At 30.1% G+C, this 23,430-nt stretch carries 17 protein-coding genes; 12 read left to right on the top strand and 5 right to left on the bottom strand.

The features are described from left to right. Positions 1-3: 3 nt before the first annotated feature. From LPB302_RS13820 to LPB302_RS13845, 6 genes are all read left to right on the top strand, one after another. The gene (locus tag LPB302_RS13820; protein WP_015482375.1) at positions 4-819 is read left to right on the top strand and encodes an enoyl-ACP reductase FabI; all 816 of its coding nucleotides are present in this window, start codon (positions 4-6) and stop codon (positions 817-819) included. Between the two features lie 185 nt (positions 820-1,004). Beyond that, positions 1,005-1,964, top strand: a complete 960-nt coding sequence (locus LPB302_RS13825) for a glycosyltransferase family 2 protein (RefSeq protein ID WP_053973005.1) — start codon at positions 1,005-1,007, stop codon at positions 1,962-1,964. 25 nt (positions 1,965-1,989) lie between these two features. Then, a complete protein-coding gene (locus tag LPB302_RS13830) occupies positions 1,990-6,033 on the top strand; it encodes an FG-GAP-like repeat-containing protein (RefSeq protein ID WP_053973004.1) in 4,044 nt (1,347 codons plus the stop codon). 107 nt (positions 6,034-6,140) lie between these two features. Beyond that, on the top strand, positions 6,141-9,077 hold the full coding sequence (locus LPB302_RS13835; RefSeq protein ID WP_053973003.1) for a GH92 family glycosyl hydrolase: 2,937 nt from the start codon (positions 6,141-6,143) through the stop codon (positions 9,075-9,077). Between the two features lie 2 nt (positions 9,078-9,079). After that, positions 9,080-10,075, top strand: a complete 996-nt coding sequence (locus LPB302_RS13840) for an isoaspartyl peptidase/L-asparaginase family protein (RefSeq protein WP_053973002.1) — start codon at positions 9,080-9,082, stop codon at positions 10,073-10,075. Between the two features lie 9 nt (positions 10,076-10,084). Then, positions 10,085-11,410, top strand: a complete 1,326-nt coding sequence (locus LPB302_RS13845) for a sugar MFS transporter (RefSeq protein ID WP_053973001.1) — start codon at positions 10,085-10,087, stop codon at positions 11,408-11,410. A 292-nt stretch (positions 11,411-11,702) separates the two neighbouring features. On the opposite strand, the gene yidC is transcribed toward LPB302_RS13845, so the two are convergent. Continuing rightward, complete coding sequence (gene yidC / locus LPB302_RS13850) at positions 11,703-13,580, bottom strand: membrane protein insertase YidC (RefSeq protein ID WP_053973000.1); 1,878 nt, start codon at positions 13,578-13,580, stop codon at positions 11,703-11,705. 165 nt (positions 13,581-13,745) lie between these two features. Further along, entirely contained in the window at positions 13,746-15,359 is a 1,614-nt protein-coding gene (pyrG, locus tag LPB302_RS13855; RefSeq protein ID WP_053972999.1) for a CTP synthase, read from the bottom strand. Between the two features lie 199 nt (positions 15,360-15,558). Here pyrG and LPB302_RS13860 point away from each other — a divergent pair, with 199 nt between their 5' ends. From LPB302_RS13860 to carB, 3 genes are all read left to right on the top strand, one after another. Continuing rightward, positions 15,559-16,128 carry a hypothetical protein gene (locus LPB302_RS13860; RefSeq protein ID WP_053972998.1) on the top strand — a complete coding sequence of 190 codons (570 nt, stop codon included), beginning with the start codon at positions 15,559-15,561 and terminating at the stop codon, positions 16,126-16,128. Between the two features lie 127 nt (positions 16,129-16,255). Continuing rightward, on the top strand, positions 16,256-16,417 hold the full coding sequence (gene rpmH, locus LPB302_RS13865) for a 50S ribosomal protein L34 (protein ID WP_015482384.1): 162 nt from the start codon (positions 16,256-16,258) through the stop codon (positions 16,415-16,417). 107 nt (positions 16,418-16,524) lie between these two features. Continuing rightward, entirely contained in the window at positions 16,525-19,380 is a 2,856-nt protein-coding gene (gene carB, locus LPB302_RS13870) for a carbamoyl-phosphate synthase large subunit (protein WP_053972997.1), read from the top strand. A gap of 50 nt (positions 19,381-19,430) precedes the next feature. Here the strand turns inward: carB and LPB302_RS13875 are convergent, their stop codons facing one another. From LPB302_RS13875 to LPB302_RS13885, 3 genes are read right to left on the bottom strand one after another with little or no spacing between them, the layout of a single operon-like run. Then, positions 19,431-20,330 (bottom strand): DUF5777 family beta-barrel protein, encoded by a 900-nt coding sequence (locus tag LPB302_RS13875; RefSeq protein ID WP_053972996.1) that lies wholly within the window; start codon positions 20,328-20,330, stop codon positions 19,431-19,433. Next, complete coding sequence (locus LPB302_RS13880) at positions 20,320-20,868, bottom strand: YceI family protein (RefSeq protein WP_053972995.1); 549 nt, start codon at positions 20,866-20,868, stop codon at positions 20,320-20,322. Before LPB302_RS13880 ends, LPB302_RS13875 begins: the two co-directional genes overlap by 11 nt. Further along, positions 20,861-21,298 carry an OB-fold protein gene (locus tag LPB302_RS13885; protein WP_074613538.1) on the bottom strand — a complete coding sequence of 146 codons (438 nt, stop codon included), beginning with the start codon at positions 21,296-21,298 and terminating at the stop codon, positions 20,861-20,863. The genes LPB302_RS13880 and LPB302_RS13885 overlap by 8 nt, the downstream gene beginning before the upstream one ends. A gap of 191 nt (positions 21,299-21,489) precedes the next feature. Here LPB302_RS13885 and LPB302_RS13890 point away from each other — a divergent pair, with 191 nt between their 5' ends. The 3 genes from LPB302_RS13890 (at position 21,490) to LPB302_RS13900 (ending at position 23,429) form a co-directional block, all read left to right on the top strand. Then, positions 21,490-22,515: a LytR/AlgR family response regulator transcription factor gene (locus LPB302_RS13890; RefSeq protein ID WP_231658689.1), complete on the top strand. Its 1,026-nt coding sequence runs from the start codon at positions 21,490-21,492 to the stop codon at positions 22,513-22,515. A 132-nt stretch (positions 22,516-22,647) separates the two neighbouring features. Continuing rightward, positions 22,648-23,004 (top strand): c-type cytochrome, encoded by a 357-nt coding sequence (locus LPB302_RS13895; RefSeq protein WP_231658688.1) that lies wholly within the window; start codon positions 22,648-22,650, stop codon positions 23,002-23,004. A 5-nt stretch (positions 23,005-23,009) separates the two neighbouring features. Then, positions 23,010-23,429 (top strand): OB-fold protein, encoded by a 420-nt coding sequence (locus LPB302_RS13900; protein WP_053972991.1) that lies wholly within the window; start codon positions 23,010-23,012, stop codon positions 23,427-23,429. Position 23,430: the final 1 nt, after the last annotated feature.

A 23,430-nucleotide genomic window follows, 5' to 3' on the forward strand; every position in this document is an offset into this window, starting at 1 on the left:
ATTATGTACAATTTATTAAAAGGAAAAAGAGGAATAATTTTTGGAGCTTTAAATGAGCAATCAATTGCTTGGAAAGTAGCAGAAAGAGCACATGAAGAAGGTGCAACTTTCGTTTTAACAAATGCACCAATTGCTTTAAGAATGGGTGAGTTAAATGCTTTAGCAGAAAAAACAAATTCTCAGGTTATTGGAGCAGATGCAACTTCTATGGATGATTTAAACAATCTTGTAGAAAAATCTATGGAAATTCTAGGAGGTAAAATAGACTTTGTTTTACATTCAATTGGTATGTCTGTAAACGTTCGTAAAGGAAAGCACTATACAGATCCAAAATATGATTTTACCACAAAAGGATGGGACATTTCTGCAGTATCTTTTCATAAAGTTATGAATGTGTTATATAACAAAAATGCCATGAGTGAGTGGGGTTCTATTGTTGCTTTAACATATATGGCTGCACAGAGAGTATTTCCAGACTATAATGATATGGCTGATAATAAAGCCTATTTAGAAAGTATTGCACGTAGTTTTGGTTACTTCTTTGGTAGAGATCACAAAGTTCGTGTAAACACAATTTCTCAATCGCCAACACCAACTACTGCAGGTAGTGGAGTTAAAGGTTTTGATGGTTTTATAGAATATGCAGAAAAAATGAGTCCATTAGGTAATGCAACAGCTTTAGAATGTGCAGACTATACCATTACAATGTTCTCAGATTTAACTAAGAAAGTAACTTTACAGAACTTATTTCATGATGGAGGTTTCTCTAATATGGGTGTAAGTGATCCAGTTATGGATAAATTTGTGGGCGAAGAATAAAAGTATTTGAAGCAATTTCCTTCTTTCACTACTCGCTTTTTTCGGCTCTCAGAAGAGCTCAAACAAGTCGTTCAATCAGGGCTAAACTTGTTTGCCAACTATAGTAAAATATTAAAATGCAAATCTAATTTAGGTTTGCATTTTTTGTATTTTTACAACAACTACAATAGTAAAATCAGTTTTCATTGCAGAATATCAAATTTTCTATCATTATTCCAGTATACAATCGTCCAAAAGAAATAGATGAATTGCTGGCTAGTTTAGTAACTCAAAATTTTGATGCCGAATTTGAAGTTCTAGTTATAGAAGATGGCTCGTCTGAAACATGTAAAGCTATAGTAGAAAGTTATAATTCTCAACTGAGCAATGTATCCTATCATTTTAAAGAAAATTCAGGAGCAGGAGCTAGTAGAAATTATGGTATGCAAAAAGCATTAGGTAATTACTTTATCATTTTAGATTCAGACGTAATTTTACATAAAAATTACTTATCAGAAGTTAAAAAGGCTTTAGAAGAAAACTATACAGATGCTTTTGGTGGGCCAGATGCTGCTCATAAAAGTTTTACATATTTACAAAAGGCTATTAACTATTCTATGACTTCTGTATTAACCACAGGTGGAATTCGTGGTAAAAAACAGGCTGTAGGTAAGTTTCAACCAAGAAGTTTTAATCTAGGAATCTCTAAAATTGCCTTTGAAAAAACACAAGGTTTCTCTAAAATGAAAAATGGAGAAGATATAGAGCTTACTTTTAGATTGTGGGATAATGGTTTTAAAACACAATTAATAGACAAAGCTTTTGTTTATCATAAAAGAAGAAGTTCTATACCACAGTTTTACAAGCAAACGTTTGGTTTTGGAACTGCAAGGCCAATACTAAACAAGAAATTTCCATCAACTGCAAAAATCACTTATTGGTTTCCAAGTTTATTTATTTTGGGTTTAGCTTTAGGTATAGTTCTAGCTTTATTTGGTAATGTATATCTGATTAGTTTCTATTATTTATACTTTATAGCACTCTTGTTAGATGCTATTTTCAAAAACGGAATAATAGTTGGTTTTTTAGCTATATTTACTTCATTAACCCAATTTTTAGGGTATGGTTTAGGTTTCTTAAAAACACAATTTAATAACAATAACTAACACTTAATTTAAATTATAACTAAACATGCAATTTCAGAAAAATAGCTTTTATTTTTTAGTAATTGTATTTTTTGTGTTTGTTGATAATGTAAGTGCTCAAAAGCTTTTTAAAAGAGTAGATAGTACTATTGGCTTTCAAAATTTAAAAGAAAATAATGGAGTTTCTGTGGCTGATTTTGATGGTGATTATGATCTAGATGTGTTTGTAGTTTCTGTATGGAAAGATGAATCAGGAATTGAAGCTACTAAAAGTAAACTGTATAGAAATAATGGTAATGGCTCATTTACAGATGTTACTGTTGGTTCTGGTTTGGAAAACTTATTGCCTACTGAAGATCTAGATGCAACTTATGATAATTTCTTAGGACTAAAAGGGTACAAATTTGGTGCTTTTTGGGGTGATTATGACAATGATGGAGATCCAGATATATTTTTTACTTATTTATCTAAAGTTCAATTATTCGAAAATTTAGGGAATGGAAAGTTTAAAGAGATTACAGAAGCTTCAGGTATCACAAAATTAAATGATTGTGAAAATACAGGGGCTGTTTGGTTTGATTATGATAATGATAGCTTTTTAGATTTGTATATCGTAGATTGGAAAGGCTGTAATTCAAATACCCTATATCATAATAATGGAAATGGAACTTTTAGTGATGTTACTTCTTCTACAAATATAATTACTCAAATAGATTTACCTGGTTATACTCCTTTTCCTTTTGACTTTAATAATGATGGTTGGATGGATCTTTACCTCACCAACGATTTACGTAAGCAGAATCAATTATTTATCAATAATAATGGTGAAAGTTTCACAGAAGCTGCTGCAGATTATGGTTTAGAAGCTAATTTTAATGATATGGGTATTGCTATTGGCGATTATAATAAAGATGGTTATTTCGATTTTTATATATCTACTATCGCCAATAATTCTCTATTAAAAGGTAGTGAGAATAATACCTATACCAATGTTGCAGAAGCGCTTTTAATAAATAATACCAATTTTTCATGGGGAACTAAATTTGGCGATTTTGATTTAGATGGTGATGAAGATTTAATCGTTGTTAATGGTTTTAAAAATTCAAGTGAAGTAGAATATAACAATGTCTTTTTTGAAAATCAAATCAATAATAATGATGCTACATTTACTACTTCTCAAATAACAGGTATAGAAGATTTAACTGTTAGTGTAGAGGTTCTTGATTTCGATTATGATTTTGATGGCGATTTAGATCTCTTTGTAACCAATTCAGATCGAAATTCATATTTCTACGAAAACACCAAAAGAGATGCATCTAATTTTAATATCTCTAAATGGTTTCAATTAAGTTTAGAGGGTACTTTATCTAATAGAGATGCAATTGGTACAAGAATTACTTTAATTACAGATAAAGATACTTATGTAAGATATTATAATGGAGTAGGATTTTTAGGGCAGAGTTTAAAACCTGTTCATTTTGGATTAGATAATTCAACAATTATTGAAGAACTACAAATTAATTGGCCTTCAGGTCATGTGGATACTTACACTAATTTAGAGCTAAATACATTTGCAAAAGCAGTAGAAAATAATTCTTACACCCAATTAAATGTTCAGCCAGCCAATAAAATATCTGGTTGTACAGACCCAAATTCGTGTAATTATAATCCACAAGCTACCATAGATGATGGCTCTTGTAGTTATTTAGAAGTGTCTAATGTTATCAATGGAAACTCAAATCCAGCATACTTTAGTACTGAAAATTATACATTTAATGCTCCAGAAAACTCAAATATTACTTGGCAAATAGAAGGAGGAAAACTCATAGATGGTCAAGGTACATCAGAAATAATAGTTGAATGGGAATTTAAAAGCGAAGGAAAAATTAGTGTAGTTATAGGCACTGAGACTTGTAAAAGTGAGCTAGTTACTCTTGATATAAGTATTAGTTTAGAGAATATTGCAGCAAACAAATCAATTGCACGTATTTGGAATGAAGCTTTGCTAGAAGCGATTAGAGGCGATTTTGCAAGACCAACTATTCATGCTCGTAATTTGTTTCATACAAGTATTGCTTTATTTGATGCTTGGGCTGTTTACAGCGAAACTGCTACTCCTTATTTAATAGGCAAAATAGTCCATAATTTTACCAGTAACTTAGAAAATTTTACACCACTTGAAGATATAGAAACTTCTAGAAAAAAAGCAATTAGTTATGCTGCTTATCGATTATTAAGTTATCGATTTAGAAATTCTCCTAGTAAAAATACAACACAAGAAAAGTTAGATGATTTAATGAATCAACTAAACTATGATATAAATTTTACTAGCATAAACTATCAAGAAGGAAATGCTGCAGCATTAGGAAATTATGTTGCAGCAATAATTATTAGTTATGGAAATCAAGATGGGTCTAATGAATTATCAGATTTTGAAAATCAGTTTTACAAACCTTTAAATAAAGCTTTAGCTCCAGAAAATCCTGGAAACCCAGAAATAACAGATCCTAATAGATGGCAATCTCTTAGTTTAGATACGTACATCGATCAAAGTGGAAACTTGATTGAAGGTGATGTTATTGATTTTTTAAGCCCTGAATGGGGTTCAGTAACTCCTTTTTCACTGAAAGAAAAAGATAAAATAGATGAAGTTAAAGAGGGTAATAACTATTCTGTTTATCATGATTTTGTAGCTCCTCCTTATCTAGATGAAGCAAATACAGAATCATCAAACTTCTATAAAAACGGATTTACTCAAGTTGCAATTTGGAGTAGTCATTTAGATCCTAATGATAATGTAATGTGGGATATTTCTCCTAAATCAATTGGTAATTTATCTTCAAATGATTTGCCAGAATCGTATTCCAATTACGATAATTTTTATAATCGTTTTACAGGTGGTGATATTAGCGAAGGTCATTCATTAAACCCAATTACGAATACAAGTTATGCATCTCATACTGTTCCTAGAGGAGACTATACAAGAGTTTTAGCTGAATTTTGGGCAGATGGTCCAGATTCAGAAACTCCTCCTGGTCATTGGTTTACAATACTAAATGAAGTGAACGATCATAATTTAATAATTAAAAAATTAGAAGGAAAAGGTGATGAGCTTTCTCATTTAGAATGGGATGTAAAATCTTATTTTGTCTTAGGAGGTGCAATGCATGATGCTGCAATTGCAGCTTGGAGTTTAAAAGGATATTATGATTATATCAGGCCAATTTCTGCAATTAGATACTTAGCAGATTTAGGGCAAAGTTCTAATGAAAACTTACCTAATTATCATCCTCAAGGAATTTTACTAGAACCAGGATATGTAGAGCTAGTATTGGAAGAAGACCCTATTGCCATTCGTAATCCTGAAAATGTCAATAAAATTAAGCTCTATACCTGGAGAGGTCATAATGAAATTACTGATACAAATACAGATGTAGCTGGTGTTGGTTGGATTTTAGCCGAAAATTGGTGGCCTTATCAAAGGCCTAGTTTTGTAACTCCTCCTTTTGCAGGTTTTGTCTCTGGGCACTCAACATTTTCGAGAGCTGCAGCAGAAGTCCTATCTTTATTCACAGGAGATGATTTTTTTCCTGGAGGTTTGGCTGAATTTACAGCAAAAAAGAATGAATTTTTAGTTTTTGAACAAGGCCCATCTGTAGATGTAAAATTACAATGGGCAACTTATAGAGATGCTTCAGACCAATGCAGTTTATCACGTATTTGGGGAGGTATTCATCCTCCAGCAGATGATATTCCTGGTAGAATAATTGGTGAGAAAGTAGGAATTCAAGCGTTCAATTTTGCCTTGCCTTATTTCGATAGTTCTGTGCTTTCATTAGAAGAAAATGCTAGGGATGCATTAAGTCGCGTTTTTCCTAATCCCACAAATAAATTACAAGAATTAGTTGTTACTAATACTAAAGTTAATGATGAATTTTATGTAATAGATATGAGTGGAAGAATCATAAATATTACTCAAAATTTTAATTCAATCAATAACCAGACTGAGATTAGCTTGGTAAAGCTTTCTGCAGGGGTTTACATTCTTTCAAATTCCAAAGGCAAGTCTTTTAAAATTATTTTACAGTAAGCTCTAGACTAAACTTATTATTTCTGCTCTTTAAGTTTCATAAAAGCGTTTGACTTTTAAAATTCATTTTCATTATCTTGTGAGAATCTTATAAATCTCTTTTTAGAATGAAACTACAATCAGTATTTTATTTTAGCCTAATTTTTCTTCTTTCTTGTCAAAATAATAATTCAGATTCTATTGAATCTGCTGATGAAAATTTAATTTCTTACGTAAATCCGTTTATTGGTACAGGTGGTCATGGACATACATATCCAGGTGCAACTTTGCCTTTTGGAATGATCCAATTATCTCCTGACACAAGGTTAGAGGGTTGGGATGGCTGTTCAGGTTATCATTATTCAGACAATGAGATTTACGGGTTTTCACATACACATTTAAGTGGAACTGGAGTTTCTGATTATGGAGATGTTTTGTTAATGCCTACCAATAAGCAAGTCTTTAACAATGGTGCAGATGGCAAAGAAGGGTATAAATCTAAATTTTCTCATGATAAAGAAATTGCAGAACCAGGTTTCTACAAAGTTCATTTAGAGGATACCAATATTGATGTAGAACTCACAACTTCTAAACGAAGTGGAATTCATAAATACAATTTTCCATCTAAAGATAATCAGTATTTAATTTTAGATTTATTACATAGAGATAAGGTGTTAAATGCGAAAATTAATAGAGTTTCTGATACTAAAATTACAGGATATCGATTTTCAAGTGCTTGGGCAACAGATCAACGTTTGTTTTTTGCCATTGAAACTTCACATGCTTTTACTGATGTTTTACAATCGCCACCCAAAGAAGGAATGAAAGGAGCACAAAAAATGGCAATGCAATTCATCAACCCAAAAAATGAACCTATTTATATTAAAATAGGAATCTCAGCTGTTGATATTGAAGGTGCCAACCAAAATCTAAAACAAGAAATAGGTGCTAAAACTTTTGATGATATTAAGACTGAAGCTCAAAATATATGGGAAAAACAGTTAAAGAAAATTGTAATAGAAGATAAGAATGTAGACTATAAAACAAACTTTTATACTTCTATGTATCATGTAGCTTTGGCTCCAAACTTGTATCAAGATGTGGATGGAAGGTATAGAGGAATGGATTTAGAAATCCATAAAACCAAAGATTTTGATTATTATACAGTATTTTCTTTATGGGATACGTATAGAGCTGCACACCCTTTATATACTATTATAGAACAAGAAAAAACCAACGATTTTATCAATACTTTTATAGCCAAGTATGATGAAGGAGGCATCATGCCAATTTGGGATTTAGCTGCAAATTATACTGGCTGTATGATTGGTTATCATGCAGTGCCTGTAATTGCAGATGCGTATTTAAAAGGAATTCGAGATTATGACGTAGATAAAGCTTATACAGCTATGAAGCATTCTGCAAATCAAGATAAGTTAGGGCTGCAGTTTTATAAAGATTATGGTTTTATTCCTGTAGAAAACGAATCTGAATCTGTTTCAAAAACCTTAGAATATGCTTATGATGATTGGTCAATTGCACAAATGGCTAAAGAATTAGGAAAAAAAGAAGATTATAAAACCTTTTTAGAAAGAGCTCAGTATTTTAAAAACAGTTACGATCCAGAATCTCAGTTTATGAGAGGTCGCTTTAGAAATACATGGTTTTCACCTTTTGATCCTTATGAAGTCAACTTTAACTATACAGAAGCCAATGCTTGGCAATATAGTTTTTATGTTCCACAAGATATTTCTGGGTTTACAAAGTTAATGGGTGGTAAAATTCAATTAGAAAATAATTTAGACAAGTTGTTTTCAGCAAGTAAAAATACATCTGGAAGTCATCAAGCAGATATTACAGGTTTAATTGGTCAATATGCACATGGTAATGAACCAAGTCATCATATGGCTTATTTGTATAACTTTGTAAATAAACCTGCTAAAACTCAAGAAAAAGTAAATCAAATTTTAACAGAATTGTATACCAATACTCCAGATGGAATTTCTGGAAATGAAGATTGTGGACAAATGAGTGCTTGGTATATTTTTAGTTCTCTAGGTTTTTATCCTGTAGCTCCAGGCTCCAATCAATATATTATTGGAACTCCTTTATTTGATAAAGCCACTATCAATTTAGAAAATGGAAAATCATTTACTGTAAAAACAAAAAACAAGTCTGATGATAATATTTACATTGCGTCTGCTACTCTAAATGGAAAAGAATATCCATATTCTTACATTAATCATCAAGATATTATTATTGGAGGAGAATTGGTTTTAACAATGACCAATTCACCTTCAAATTGGGCAATAGAAAATGAATTTATACCATCAACATCCATAGATGAACACCTCATTGTAGCTGCTCCATTTATTGCAGAAGGAGATGTTGCTTTTAAAGGGAAAACCGAAGTTACATTGGCGAATGTAGATAGAGAAGCATCTATTTTTTATAGAGTAGGTTTTAAAGGTGGATTTAAAAAGTATCAGCAACCATTTACGATTGATAAGACAATTACAATTTACGTATATGCTGAGAAAAATGATGTTAAAAGTGCTACAATTACTACCGATTTTTATAAGATTAACCCAAATATTAAAATTGAATTAAAGTCAGAATATGCAAACCAATATAATGCAGGTGGCAATAATGCTTTAATTGATGGAATTTTAGGAGCAGAAGACTTCAGAACAGGAACTTGGCAAGGTTATTTTGATACTGATTTAGTGGCTATTGTTGATATTGGAAATGTAAAAACAAATGAAGACCGAATTAAAGTTCAGTTTTTAGAAGATCAAAGAAGCTGGATTTTTCTACCAACCAAAGTTTCTTGTTTAGTTTCAAAAGATGGTAAAAATTACACATCTTTAGGTGATTTTAATGTTGATATTATTGAGAAAGAGAATAGAAGCATTCAAGGCTATACATTTAAATATCCAAAGAACTCAAATTTTAGATATGTAAAAATTATCGCAAAAAAATTAGGAAAACTTCCAAGTTGGCATTTAGGGGCAAAACATGATGGAAAAAGTTGGTTGTTTGTAGATGAAATTCAAATTAATTAAAAATGAAAAGAAGAAACTTTATAAAAAAAGCATCGGCTACAGGTTTAGGTTTGGCTACTGTTTCATCATCAATTTTAAATTTTGATAAAACTAAACTTGTACAAAATAGTAAAACATCTAAGATTGTAAAACCTTTAGTAATTGCAACTTGGAGAACAGATTTAGCTGTAGAAACTGCAGCAGCAGTTTTAGAAAAAGGAGGTTCTGCTTTAGATGCTGTAGAGCAAGGTTGTAGAATTGAAGAAGCTAATGAAAAAAATCAAACAGTAGGTCTAGGTGGTTTGCCTGATAGAGATGGTAATGTAACACTAGATGCTTGCATTATGGATGACAAAGGCAATTATGGATCTGTTTTAGGAGTAAAAAATATTAAACATGTAATTTCTGTAGCTAGAAAAGTTATGGAAGAAACACCTCATGTAATGTTGGTAGGAGATGGAGCAGAGCTATTTGCTGTAACACAAGGTTTTGAAAGAGAAAATTTACTCACAGAACAATCGAAAAAGGCTTGGGAAAAATGGAAAGAAAAATCGGAATACAAACCTATTATTAATATAGAAAATCACGATACTATTGGTATGCTTGCTTTAGATAAAGAAGGTAATATTTCTGGAGCTTGTACCACAAGTGGTTTGGCTTATAAAATGGCTGGTAGAGTAGGCGATTCGCCAATAATTGGTGGGGGTTTATTTGTAGATAATGAAATTGGTGGAGCAGCTGCTACTGGTTTAGGAGAAGAAGTTCTAAAAACAGTAGGTAGCTTTTTAATTGTTGAATTAATGAGACAAGGAAAAACTCCTCAAGCAGCTTGTGAAGAGGCTATTGGTAGAATTGTAAATAAGCTAGGTAAAAACTACAAAGATTTCCAAGTGGGTTATATTGCAGTGAACAAGCAAGGTGAAACTGGTGCTTATTCAATACATGAATGGTTTAGTTACAATGTGTATAAGGATAAAAAGAACCAAAATATAAAGTCAGATTACTTTAATAAATCATAATAGAAATACATGTCAAGTAGCAATAAATCATTCAAAAGTGCATTTATTTTTTTAACCACTTTGTTTTTTCTCTGGGGTTTTATTACAGTTCTTGTAGATAGTTTAGTTCCAAGATTAAAGGATGTTTTTGAAATCTCATACGCAAAAACAGTATTAATTCAATTTGCGTTTTTTACAGCGTTTTTTGTTTTTTCTTTACCTGCAGGTTTTATTCTATCTAAAATTGGTTACAAAAAAGGTATTGTTCTAGGCTTACTAACAATGGCTTTGGGTTGTTTGTTGTTTTATCCTGCAGCAGAACTTAGAAACTTTTCGGTTTTTTTAGTAGGTTATTTTACATTGGCTGGTGGTATAACAGTTTTACAAGTAGCAGCAAATCCTTATGTGGCTTTACTTGGTAATGAAGAAGGAGCTAGTAGTAGATTAAATCTTTCGCAAGCTTTTAATTCTTTAGGAACTACAATTGCACCTATTATTGGAGCATTATTTTTATTGAGTAGTTCTGTAAAAACATCCACAGAAATTAATGATTTAACCGATATTGAAAAGTCAGATTATTACATGGCAGAAGCTGCTACTGTACAAACTCCTTTTTTAATTATATCAATATTTATAATTGCTTTGGCTATTGTTTTTGCATTTATAAAGCTACCAACAGTAATGCAAGAAGCACCAAAAGGTGGATATCTTACTTTATTAAAAAACAAATTAATGTTAATGGGGGCTTTTGGTATTTTTGTTTATGTAGGTGCAGAAGTAGCTATAGGAAGTTTTTTAGTAAATTATTTCGACGCTATGAATCTAGCAGTTTTGGTTTCTCAAAATGAAACCATGATGAGTATTGCTAATACTATTGCTAGTGTTTTTAATAAATCTTTCTCAGAGGCAGATTCAAAATCTTTATTAGGAATTTTTGTCATTTTTTATTGGGGAGGAGCAATGATTGGCAGATTTATAGGTGCTTATTTAACTAAAACATTGGCTCCAGGTAAAGTGCTTGCAATTTTTGCAACGTTGGCAATTACAATGATTGTAGTATCTATTAATACATCTGGTTTACTATCTATGTGGTCTATTTTAGGTGTAGGTCTATTTAATTCTATTATGTTTCCTACCATATTTACATTAAGTTTAGAAGGTTTAGGCGATTTAAAAGCCCAAGCATCTGGCTTATTATGTATGGCAATTGTTGGTGGAGCAATAATTCCTTTTGCTTTTGGTAGTCTAATAGATAATTTCGGATTTAAAACTGCTTTTATCTTAGCTATTTTGTGCTATGGATATATCTTATTTTATGGTCGATTTAAAAGTAAGAAATCAATATTTAAACATTAAAAGTAAATTAAGAAGACACTTAGTGTTGCAACAATTCCAAGTGTAAACATTAAAACACTTGATTTTTTTAAACGCTTCTTTTTGCTGATAATATAAACGCTTATCAATAACGTAAATATAAGATAGATAATTTCGTAGTTAAAGCTAATATGTGGTTTGATGAAGTAATAAATTCCTAAAAGAAATAAAGGAATTAAATTAAATGTTTTCTTAGACATGTTTAAAGATAAATAAAAAACCCAAAACTGAATTAGTTTTGGGTTTTTGTTATTTACTAATAAATATTCTTTCTCTATTTCTTTTGTTGTTTTGCTTGCTGCTCTTGAGCTTGCTTCATTGCAGCATCAATTCTTTGTCTAAATTTGCTTTTTGCTTTTTCAGGACGTTTTTTATTTTCTTCTATTTGTGCATGAATTTTATCTTCATCAATTACATAATTCTTAATTACTAACATAATAGATATCGTTAATAAGTTAGAAATAAAGTAATACAAACTTAATCCACTAGCATATCTATTAAAGAAAATAAGCATCATTATTGGAGAGAAGTAAATCATATACTTCATCATTTTACTCATATCTGGCATTCCTTCTTGAGGAGGCGCTTGCATATTTGCTTGCTGACTTTGATTCATTTTCATATAAAAGAAAATAGCAATAGAAGCTAAAATTGGAAATAAACTTACATGATCTCCATAAAAAGGAATCTCAAATGGTAAGTTAAAAATAACATCATAAGATGATAAATCTGGTGCCCATAAAAAGCTTTCTTGACGTAAAGCAATATTGGTTGGAAAGAATTTAAATAATGCAAAGAAGATTGGCATTTGCAATAATGCAGGAATACAACCAGACATCATATTAACTCCTGCTTTTCTTTGAATCGCCATTGTTTCTTGCTGACGTTTCATAGCATTCTCTTTACCAGGATATTTTTTATTTAATTCTTGTAATTCTGGACGAATTACTTTCATTTTTGCACTTGATAAGTACGATTTATATACTAAAGGAGACATTAAAATACGTACTACAATCGTCATTAAAATAATAATTAAACCATAGTTTGTTAAGAATCCTTCTAAGAAATTAAATACAGGATAAAATACATTTCTATTCAAGAAACCAAAAATACCCCAACCTAAATCTGCTGTTTCATCTAAATCTGTACCTTCATATTTTTTTAATAAATTATAATCACTTGGCCCATAGAACCATTTCATATTATAATTTAGTTCACCACCAGTTAAAACTAAAGGTGTTTTTAATTCATACTTTTTAGTAAAAACGGTATCTAGTTTTTCATCTTCAACTAAATCTGTAGAGGTTACAGTAGCATTGTTAAAAGGTGTATCTGTTAATAAATTAGACATAAAAAAGTGTTGCTTGTAAGCAACCCAGTCAACATCATTTGCAATTTCTGTATTACCTGCATTTAAATACTCTACTTCATCTTCACTTTTATAGTAGAAGTAAGAATACATAGTGTTTTCAGTTTTTTGACTTCTTTCGTGTCTAAAACCTTTTAATGACCAATCTAAATTAATTGGGTTAGATGAGTTAAAAACACCATCTAAACCTTGAGATCTTATAGAAAAATCTACAAAATATTTTTTTGGTTTAATTTCATACCTGTATTCTAAATACTGGCTATCAGAAACTTTTAATTTCATAGATAGTATTTGATTGTCGCCACTTTTAGTTAAAGTAGGTTCAAAAAATAAGTCTTTGGTATTTAAAATTCTATTGTCTGTAGTTCCAAAATTAATATTGAAAGAGGCATTGTTATCCTTTATCATATATAAAGGAAGCGAATCGTAAGTTTGGTAGTTTTTAATTAAAGCCTTTACAATTTGACCACCTTTATTATCTATAGTTAAACGAACTAAATTGTTTTCTATAACAGTTGTTCCTTCAGTTCCATTGATAGCACTTTGTGCAAATGCACCTAGTTTGTTTTGTAATGCAACTTGTTGTAATGAATCGTTTTGAAAAACAGGAGCTGCAATTTCTTTTGTGTTCTCTTTTTTAGTATTTTCAGTTGTTTCAACAACTTCTTGAGGTTGTTGTTCTTCTAAATCTTCTGGTTTGTTAGTATTAAAATACCATAACATAATTCCTGCAAGAAGAATCATTCCTATAAAAGAATTGTAATCGAATTTTTTTTGTTCCATGTGTAAATTAAAATGTCAGTTTGTCACTTTATCAAGAGAAATTCTTGTTTCAAACGCGACAAATGTAGTTAAAAAGCAGATTTTTAATTGTTTTTCTACCTTTAAATAATATACTTTTTAATAGTTCAATTAGTGTTCCATTTTAAAATGGACCTTCTAATAATTTTATTTTTTTGATTGTTTTAAAGCAGCTTTAATAAAATCTACAAATAATGGATGAGGTTTTAAAACAGTACTTTTATATTCAGGATGATATTGTACACCTACAAACCAAGGATGGTTTTTTAGCTCCACAACTTCTACTAAACCAGTTTTTGGGTTTATACCTGTAGCTTTTAATCCAGCTTCCTCAATTTGTGATAAATATTTGTTGTTAAACTCATATCTATGTCTATGTCTTTCGCTAATTAATTCAGATTTATAAGCGTTGTAAGCTTTAGAGTCTTTTTTAATTTCACAATCCCAAGCTCCTAAACGCATTGTACCACCTTTTTCAGTTATATTTTTCTGACTATCCATTAAATTAATAACAGGATGCTTTGCGCTTTTATTCATTTCAGAAGAACTAGCACCTTCTAAATTAAGTACATTTCTGGCAAATTCTATAACTGACATTTGCATACCTAAACAAATACCAAAAAATGGAATGTTATTTTCTCTAGCGTATTTAACTGCTTTTATTTTTCCTTCAATTCCTCTGTCTCCAAAACCAGGTGCTACAAGAATTCCATTTAAACCTTCTAATTTCTTTTCTACAGATTTTGGTGATAAGCTTTCAGAATGAATCCATCTTACCTTTACTTTAGTTTCATTAGAAGAACCTGCATGTATAAAAGCTTCTGTAATAGATTTATAAGAATCTTGTAATTCTATATACTTACCAATTAAACCAATCTCAACTTCAGATTTAGGATTTTTATGTTTCTGTAAAAAGTTATTCCACGTTTTTAATGCAGGCTTTTGTTTAGATTCTAATTGAAGTTTCTTTAAAACCACTTCATCTAAACCTTCATCTAGCATTAAATTAGGAACGTCATAAATAGTTTCAGCATCTATAGATTGTATAACATCTTCTTTTTTAACATTACAGAATAAAGCTAATTTACGTTTAATGTCATCAGAAATTTCATGCTCTGTTCTACAAACCAAAATATCTGGGCTAACACCACTTTGCATCAACATCTTTACAGAGTGTTGAGTGGGTTTTGTTTTTAATTCACCAGCAGCAGCTAAATAAGGTACTAATGTTAAATGAATAACAATGGCATTTTCTTCTCCTTTTTCCCAAAGCATTTGTCTTACAGACTCTACATAAGGTAAAGATTCAATATCGCCAACTGTTCCACCAATTTCAGTAATTACAATATCATACTCGCCAGTTTCACCTAAAAGTTGAATTCTACGTTTTATTTCATCAGTAATGTGTGGTATAACTTGTACAGTTTTACCTAAAAACTCACCTTTTCTTTCTTTGTTAATTACAGATTGATAAATTCTACCTGTAGTAACATTGTTTGCCTGAGAAGTTGGTATGTTTAAATAACGCTCATAGTGCCCTAAATCTAAGTCAGTTTCTGCACCATCATCAGTAACATAACATTCTCCATGTTCATATGGATTTAATGTTCCTGGGTCTATATTAATGTATGGATCTAATTTTTGAATAGTTACAGAGAAGCCTCTTTCTTGTAGGAGTTTTGCTAATGATGCTGCTATAATTCCTTTTCCAAGTGATGAAGTTACGCCTCCTGTTACAAAAACGTATTTAGTATTGTGCATGGTTCTTTTAGGTTTGGGCAAAAGTACTAACTCTGTGTTTTATCTCAAATAAAAAGATGCATTATTGTAAAATTATTTTTGGAACAACTTTTGATATAAAGAGAGGATGAGAAAAATATTATTTTGTGTAGTAATTTTATTGTTTAGTAGGTGTACTTTTCTATTTCCAAAACACTTTGATCGCAAACCAGCAAGTTTTATGATAGAAGATCTTTGGTTTACCTCTCAGTTAGATAAAAATCCGAATGCAAAGTATTTAGTTAGTACTACTCAAGAATCTCATTTTGCAAAAAGTGGTGATTTATACAATCAACAATTGATCGATTTTTTTAAAGATGAATTATCGCAAGAAATTTATGATAAATCAAATTATAAAGATGCATCAGGCAAAATGATTGTTCCAGTTGTTTTAGATTACAACTTGCCAAAAGAATATAAAGCCTTATTTCAACAGAAAACAGATATAGATTATGTGGTATTAACTAAAATTTTAAGTGCTAATGAAATTAATAATTCTAACTTAAGTAATTACAAGCATTTAAAATATAGAAGTAACCTTTTAGCAGGTTCTGTGGTGTTTTTAAAGATTATAGATGTTAAAAACAATACTACAGCTTTAGAAATTAGTTGTAAAAGTGCTGTTTATGACGATTTAGATTTTAATTTTGAAACTAATTCTTATGAAGATGATGGTAAAATAGCAACTCATAAGAGCGAAGATCAGCTAATAAAGAAGTGTTTTAAAAGAATTTTTAAAAGGATTAAATAATTTTTTATTTTTTTTCAAATAGTATTTGTCAAAAATAAAAACAGTTGTATATTTGCACACGCTTTTAATAAGGTGATAATCTTATAGCGAAAAGAAATAATTAAGAAGATTTTTAAAAATACAGATAATGCCAAAAAGAACGTATCAACCATCAAAGAGAAAGAGAAGAAACAAACACGGTTTCATGGAAAGAATGGCTTCTGCTAATGGTAGAAAGGTATTAGCACGTAGAAGAGCTAAAGGAAGAAAGAAATTATCTGTTTCATCTGAAGCAAGACCAAAAAGATAAATGATTAACAATTGTTAATATATTAGGTGTTACTTTTTTAAGTAACACCTTTTTTTATACCCAAACCCTAACTATTTTTGTAAAACTAATAAATACAACAACTTACAATGCCAAAAAGAAAAGACCTCAAATCAATTTTAATTATAGGATCTGGACCTATTGTTATTGGTCAAGCTTGCGAATTCGATTATTCTGGTTCACAATCTTTACGTTCTTTAAGAGAAGATGGTATAGAAACTATCTTAATTAATTCGAATCCTGCAACTATCATGACAGACCCATCAATGGCAGATCATGTGTATTTGTTGCCTTTAACTACAAAATCTATTATTCAAATATTAAAAGAGCATCCTCAAATTGATGCTGTTTTACCAACAATGGGTGGTCAAACTGCATTAAATCTTTGTATTGAAGCAGATGACAAAGGTATTTGGGCAGATTTTAATGTAAAGATGATTGGTGTAGATATTAATGCCATTAATGTTACAGAAGATAGAGAACAGTTTAGAGAATTAATGGGTAAGATTGGGGTTGCAATGGCTCCTCAAGAAACAGCGACTTCTTTCTTAAAAGGTAAAGAAATTGCACAACGTTTTGGTTTTCCATTAGTAATTCGTTCTTCATATACTTTAGGAGGTGCAGGTGCATCAATTGTATATGAGCCAGAAGATTTTGATGAATTATTAAGTAGAGGTTTAGAAGCATCTCCAATTCATGAGGTGATGATTGATAAAGCCATGATGGGTTGGAAAGAGTATGAATTAGAGTTGTTAAGAGATAAAAATGATAACGTTGTTATTATTTGTTCTATCGAAAACATGGATCCAATGGGTATTCATACAGGAGATTCTATTACAGTTGCTCCTGCAATGACTTTATCCGACAAAACCTACCAAAAAATGCGTGATATGGCTATACATATGATGCGTTCTATAGGTGATTTTGAAGGTGGATGTAATGTGCAGTTTGCAGTTTCTCCAGACGAAAAAGAAGAAATTATTGCTATTGAAATTAATCCAAGAGTTTCTCGTTCATCAGCTTTAGCTTCTAAGGCAACAGGTTATCCTATTGCAAAAGTAGCTACAAAGTTAGCCATTGGTTATACTTTAGATGAATTAGAAAACGGAATTACTAAATCTACATCTGCTTTATTTGAGCCAACATTAGACTATGTTATTGTAAAAATTCCACGTTGGAACTTTGATAAATTTGAAGGTTCAGATAGAACTTTAGGTTTACAGATGAAAGCTGTAGGTGAAGTAATGGGTATTGGACGTTCTTTTCAAGAAGCGTTGCACAAAGCCACTCAATCTTTAGAAATAAAAAGAAATGGTTTAGGAGCAGATGGTAAAGGTTATACCAACTACAATCAAATTATAGAAAAATTAACCAACGCAAGTTGGGATAGAGTATTTGCAATTTACGATGCAATTGCAATGGGAATTCCTCTAAGTAAAATTTACGATATCACAAAAATAGACATGTGGTATTTAAAACAATATGAAGAGTTATTTCAGTTGCAAAAAGAAATTTCTACTTATACTATAGATACTATTGAAAGAGATTTATTGCTAGAAGCAAAACAAAAAGGATATGGAGATAGACAAATAGCACATATGTTAGATTGTCTAGAAAGTGAAGTATATAATAAAAGAGAAGAGCTTAAAGTTCAAAGAGTTTACAAGTTAGTTGATACTTGTGCAGCAGAATTTACGGCAAAAACACCTTATTATTATTCAACTTTCGAAAATGAAATAGAAACTGCAGATGGAGAAATTACCATTGCAAACGAAAGTATTGTTTCAGATAGAAAAAAAGTAATTGTTTTAGGTTCTGGGCCAAACAGAATTGGGCAAGGAATTGAGTTCGATTATTGTTGTGTACATGGGGTTTTGGCAGCTGCAGAATGTGGTTATGAAACTATTATGATTAACTGTAATCCTGAAACTGTTTCTACTGATTTTGATACAGCAGATAAATTATATTTTGAACCTGTTTTCTGGGAGCATATTTATGACATTATTCGTCATGAAAAACCAGAAGGAGTAATTGTACAATTAGGAGGACAAACTGCTTTAAAATTAGCAGAGAAACTTACTAAATACGGAATTAAGATAATTGGTACTTCTTTTGAAGCATTAGATATTGCAGAAGATAGAGGTAGATTCTCATCAATGTTAAAAGAAAATAACATTCCTTATCCAGAATTTGGTATTGCAGAAACTGCAGATGAGGCTTTAACTTTAGCAGATCAATTAAACTTTCCAATATTAGTAAGGCCTTCTTATGTTTTGGGTGGTCAAGGAATGAAAATTGTTATCAATAAAGAAGAACTAGTAGAACATGTTGTTGATTTATTAGGTAGAATGCCAGGTAATAAATTATTACTAGATCATTATTTAGATGGTGCAATAGAAGCTGAAGCTGATGCAATTTGTGATGCAGATGGTAATGTGTATATCATAGGAATTATGGAGCACATAGAACCTTGTGGAATACATTCAGGTGATTCTAATGCAACTTTGCCAGCATTTAACTTGGGTGAATTTGTAATGCAACAAATTAAAGATCATACACATACAATTGCAAGAGCTTTAAAAACTGTTGGTTTAATAAACATTCAGTTTGCTATTAAAGATGATGTAGTTTATATTATTGAAGCAAACCCAAGAGCCTCTAGAACTGTGCCTTTTATAGCAAAAGCGTATAAAGAACCTTATGTAAATTATGCAACAAAGGTAATGTTAGGCGAAAAGAAGGTAACTGATTTCGATTTTAATCCGCAGTTAGATGGCTTTGCAATTAAGCAACCAGTATTCTCATTTAATAAGTTTCCAAATGTAAATAAGAAACTAGGACCAGAGATGAAATCGACAGGAGAAAGTATATTATTTATTGATAGTTTAAAAGACGATGAATTTTACGATTTATATTCAAGACGTAAAATGTATTTAAATAAATAATACGTTTATTATTATACTTTAAAAGCCAATGAATTTTTCATTGGCTTTTTTTATTTTAGTTTGTTCTTCTTAGTGTGCAGTACAAACGTGGCATTAAAACCAAAGTGAAAGTTACCATCTTTAGCATTAAAATTATTTCTAGTTTGCGTAATAAAAGTATCTTCAGCAAAATTTCTAGCATTTGTCATTTGAAATTGGAGTAATAAATGACTTAACTCCCAATTAACGCCAACCATAAAGGCATTATAGGTTTCTATAGATTTTAAAGGATTTGCAACCAAATAATATTCAGAAACAATAGAGGCATGATTGCTAATTTTATGTCTACCACCAAAACCAATTGCAAATTGATTATTAGGGTCGTCTGTAGTGTCATTATTTTCTCTTCTTATATAAGTTGGCGCAATTTGTAATGATAAGTTAGCATTAAATTTTCTCGCAATTAAAACCTGACTTGTAAAAGAGTATTTATTTTCAGAGCTGCTAGGTTGATATAAATTAGAACTTGTATTTTCTAAAGATCTATGAGTAATGGTTTGCAATAAGGTAATGCTTAGAGGTCTTTTTTTATTTTGATGTAGTAATTTGTATTTTATAAAACCGTCTGCAATCTCATCATGATCTTCATAACCAATACCAAAGCTTAAAATATCTGTAAACGAATAAGTTAATCCATATCTTCTACTTACAACATCAGCTAAAAAACGTTGCCCTTCAAAATTAGGAATGTTCCAATATCTATTATATAAAGAAATCTCTAAAGCACCCTTTTTTCTAGTTTCAACAGAATGACCTAACCCAATTCTAGTTGTTTTAAATGTGGCTATAGTATTTGTAGTTTCATCAGGAAACTCTTTATTTAATTGATTTAATAAATCTTGAGCAAATGAGTTGTAGTTGCTTAACAAGAAAAACAAAAAACCAAGTAGTGTTATTTTATTATTCTTCATAAGATTGGTATTTAAAATCAAAATTTACTAAAATAGTTTTGGCAATATTACTAGCTAGAATTGGTGGAATCTGAATTTGAAAATCATTTACATTTATTTTGAAGTCACCAAATATGTTATACTTGCCATTTATATTTTCAATATTAGCTTTAATTTCTACAGGTTTTGTAATTCCATGAATGGTTAAATTACCACGAATAATTCTAGTTTGACTCTCTGTTTTACTAGCATCAAAATCTATGATAGTGCCTACAAAATTAGCTTTTGGATACATGTCAGACTCAATATAAGCCTCATTAAAATGCTCATACATCAAATCTTTTTTAAATACAAAAGCACGCATTAACATGCTTATAGCAATTTCATTTTTATCAATATCTAAAATGCTTAAGACTTGGTTGTTTTTTGCTTCAATATTTTCTGCAGAAGTATAAGAGAAAAAAGTAACCTGACCTTGCCTAGCAATAAACTGATTTTTGTTTGTATCAGTTTTAGCTAAAGTCGCAAATAAAATCAGAAACAGTAATAATTTATTCATTTGGTGTTAGTTCTATGGAACAATTTAGCAGAATTACATCTTTTAAAAAACCTTTGCAAATACCTTTTACACGTATTTTTTGATTTTTTTGTACTTGATTAAATTCAGTCGTGAAATTAGGGTTAATATCGCAAATAATTCCAAAAGATTTATTTTTGCTGGCTAAAATAATGGTGTTTCTATTGTTTAATAGCGTAGTTTCCTCAACATAACCAGTAACTTCAATAATTTTTCCTGCATATATTTTATTTGATTTTTCTTCATCAATTAAATATGCATTAATAAGATCATTGGAATTTAAAACCAACTCAGGAACCTTATTTCTTAAATTTTCAGTTTGTACACTCTTAGCAGGGGTATAAGCATATTTAATTACAAACATTATTAATAATAATGCAGCTATAAAGAATATGTACTTTTTTGTTTTCATGCTCTTGCTAAATTAATAAGAATGTAAGTTTCTTATGTAAAAATTTAAGTAAAAAGGAAATATTAGCTTTAAAGCCGAATAAAATCTGAAGCTATAACTAAGAATAATATTATCTTGTTCATTTTTAATATCATATGAAAAAAGACAAACTTTATTTATTTACTTTTATATCTATAGCACTTATTTTTCTTTTGGGATCCATTTTTATATCTCAATTTTTAATTAAGGCAAGTGCAAAGCAACTAATAGAAGTACAGGTTGAATCTGCAAAAAGAGAGGTGAATGAAATAGCAGATTTTATAAACTTTCAATTAGAGAATGGTATTTCTAAACAGAATAGTATTGAAAGAATCCAGGAAAGCTTAGCAAATAGTAAGGCTGATACTTGGTTTATAAGCTTATTTAATTGGAGTGGAACTGAAGTTGCAAATCCTAATAAATTGAATGTTGGGCAACCTTTAAATTCTAATGAGAAATTGTTGGCTTCTTTGGTTGGGCAAAACTATTCAGATGAGTTTTATGATATTTTAACGAGTAACACAGATGCCAAATCTGAGGTTATTTACATTTCTCCTGTTAAAAATTCTGATTTAATTGTAGCAGCCAATGTAGATATTAAAAATGTAAGAACTCAGTTATCGGTTTTAAAATCAGATTTTTATCTTATATTTTTTATAATGGGTATTTTAATAACGCTCCTAACATTTTTGGTAGTTCGTTATTTAGGTAGTGCTTATGAAAAACACTTAGAAGCAAAATATGCTTCTCTTACTTCAGAAGTTTTAAATCTATCTAAACTAAATGCAGATTTAGTTTCTTACAAAGAAAAAGTGGTTGAAGAGCCTGTTGTAAATAGTTCTGAAGATAATTTAGAACAGGAGAAAAAAAGAATTTTAACCTATATTAGAAACGAGTTAGTACCTATTGCTATAGCAGATATTGCTTATGTTTATACAGAAAATACAATTACCTATGTAGTTTGTTTTGATGGTAAAAAATCTACAACCAATATGAGTTTAGATGATATTTATAATAATTTCGATCCTACCTTATTCTTTAGAGCAAACAGACAATTTATTATAAGTATAGCTGCCATAGATAAGATTATTAAGTATGGTAAAAGTCAACTAAAAATACTTTTGCAATCTAAAACTTCTGAAGAAATAATTATAAGTAAAAATAAAGCAGCTGAGTTTAAGCAATGGCTAAATATGTAGTTTTTTGTCTGAACTAGTGTTTTTTTGATGGCTAATTTTTCCTGTTTAAGCATTTTATTTCCTCTTTACTTACTCTTCTGAATCATTTTTAAATATAATATGTTTAATTTACTGTCAAATAAAATAACCAACATGAAATTATTTATCAAATTAAAAACGACTTTACCTTTAGTTTGTATCTCGCTTTTTTTTATGTCTTGTTTAACAAATGTAGAAGAGCCTATTGTAGATGAAAATCCAAATGTAGATCCTTGCTCAACAATTACCTATTCAGCAAATATTAAATCTATTATAGATATTAATTGTGTACAATGCCATGGAAATGGAGGTAATTTTCCAGATTTAACTACGTATGAAAATACAAGGGCTAATGCAGATTTGGTAAAAGCAGAAACACAAAGTAGAAGAATGCCTCAAGGAAGCTCTTTAACAAATACTGAAATTGAAGCGATTGCTTGTTGGGTAGATGCAGGAGCTTTAAATAACTAGATGCTATGAAGTTTAAAAAAATAGTTTTACCATTAATTTTACTTTCTGTAGGTATTGCAATTGTTGCTTATAACGTTTATAACAAACCACACATAGATGTTGTAGATGCGAAAGCAGATGTTTTAGTAACAGCAGAAAACTTATTTACAGAATTCTCTACAGATGAAGCTACTGCAAATGCTGAATATTTAGATAAAATTATTCAGGTTAAAGGTATTGTGCAAAAGTTAGAAATAGAGAATGGGATAGGTATTGTAACCTTGAAAACAGAAGATGATTTTGGCTCTGTACAATGCAATCTCTCTACAGAAGCTAAAAATGATTTTAACGTGCTAAAAGAGAATGAATTGGTAACTATAAAAGGTATTTGTACAGGTTATCTAATGGATGTTGTTTTAGTAAAATCAGAAATTGTAAATCAATAAA

Origin of the sequence: Polaribacter dokdonensis (assembly GCF_024362345.1) — a bacterium.
GTDB classification, from domain to species: domain Bacteria; phylum Bacteroidota; class Bacteroidia; order Flavobacteriales; family Flavobacteriaceae; genus Polaribacter; species Polaribacter dokdonensis.